This is a genomic window from Streptomyces sp. SID5785 (genome assembly GCF_009870065.1).
In the GTDB taxonomy this organism is placed as follows: Bacteria; Actinomycetota; Actinomycetes; order Streptomycetales; family Streptomycetaceae; genus Streptomyces.
In genome coordinates this window covers 1-1,242 of the sequence record NZ_WWIA01000232.1, presented here as the reverse complement: position 1 = coordinate 1,242, position 1,242 = coordinate 1, and the positions used below count along the sequence as shown (strand labels likewise).

Genomic DNA, 1,242 nt, shown 5'->3' with positions numbered 1-1,242 from the left:
GTCACCTTCTACCTGGCGTTGGTCCTCGCCTGGGGCATCGGTGCCTGGATGCGCTCGGCGCGCGCCGCGGAGGCCGAGCGCCGGGGCCGGATCGCGGAGGACGCCCGCACCGCCGAGCGCACCCGCATCGCCCGCGAACTCCACGACGTGGTCACCCACCACGTGACCGCCATGGTCGTGCAGTCCGAGGCCGCGCGGTATCTGACGGCCGCGCCCGAACGGCTCGACGCGACCCTCGCCGCCGTGAGCGACACCGGCCGCCGGGCCATCACCGACCTGCGGCACCTGCTCGATCTGCTCCAGCCGGACCACGGCGCGGCGGAGCCGCGCACGCCGGCCGTCGGACGGGTGCTCACGCTGGTCGAGCAGACCCGCCGGGCCGGACAGCCGGTCGAGTTCACCGAGGAGGGCACGCCCGCCACGGCGACCGGCAGCTCGGACCTCGTGGCCTACCGGGTGGTGCAGGAGGCGCTGACCAACGCGCTCAACTACGACCACGGCGGCCGGACCTCGGTCCGCGTCTCGCACGGCGAGAGCGCGATCACGGTACGGGTGGACTCCGACGGTTCCGGCACGGGGAGCGCGTCGGCCGGCGGGAGCGGCCGGGGGCTGGCCGGTCTGCGGGAGCGGGTCGGTGTCCTCGGCGGCGAGTTCAGCGCGGACCGCGGACCGGACGGCGCGTTCGTGGTCCGCGCCCGGATCCCGGCGGGGAACGGCTCATGAGCGCCCCGATCAGGGTCCTGATCTGCGACGACCAGGCGATGATCCGCGCCGGACTGGCGACGATCGTCGACGCGCAGCCCGATCTGGAGGTCGCGGGCCAGTGCGGCGACGGACGGTCCGCGGTGCGCCTCGCGGCCGAACTGCGGCCCGACGTCGTCGTGATGGACGTGCGCATGCCGGTCCTGGACGGGATCGAGGCGACCCGGCTGCTGGCCGGGACCGGCGTCGAGCACCCCGTGAAGGTGCTCGTGGTGACGACGTTCAACCTGGACGAGTACGTGTACGAGGCGCTGCGCGCGGGCGCGAGCGGGTTCCTGCTCAAGGACGCGCCGCCCGACCGGCTGCTGCACGGGATCCGGACGGTGGCGAACGGTCAGGCGCTCCTCGACCCCGAGGTCACGCGCCGTCTGGTGGGCCGGTACGCGGCGCGGATCCGGCCGGCCGCGGGCGCGCCGCAGGACCTCCCGCTGACGCCGCGCGAGCGGGAGGTCCTGCGTCTGATCGCGGACGGTCTCTCGA

At 75.0% G+C, this 1,242-nt stretch carries 2 protein-coding genes; both read left to right on the top strand.

All coding sequences use genetic code 11. From position 1 onward, the window contains the following. The coding region (locus tag GTW43_RS06940; protein ID WP_237536448.1) for a histidine kinase at positions 1-723 on the top strand (723 nt) is incomplete at its 5' end. Continuing rightward, a partial coding sequence (locus GTW43_RS06935; RefSeq protein WP_161300738.1) for a response regulator transcription factor occupies positions 720-1,242 on the top strand: 523 nt, incomplete at its 3' end. The genes GTW43_RS06940 and GTW43_RS06935, both read left to right, overlap by 4 nt.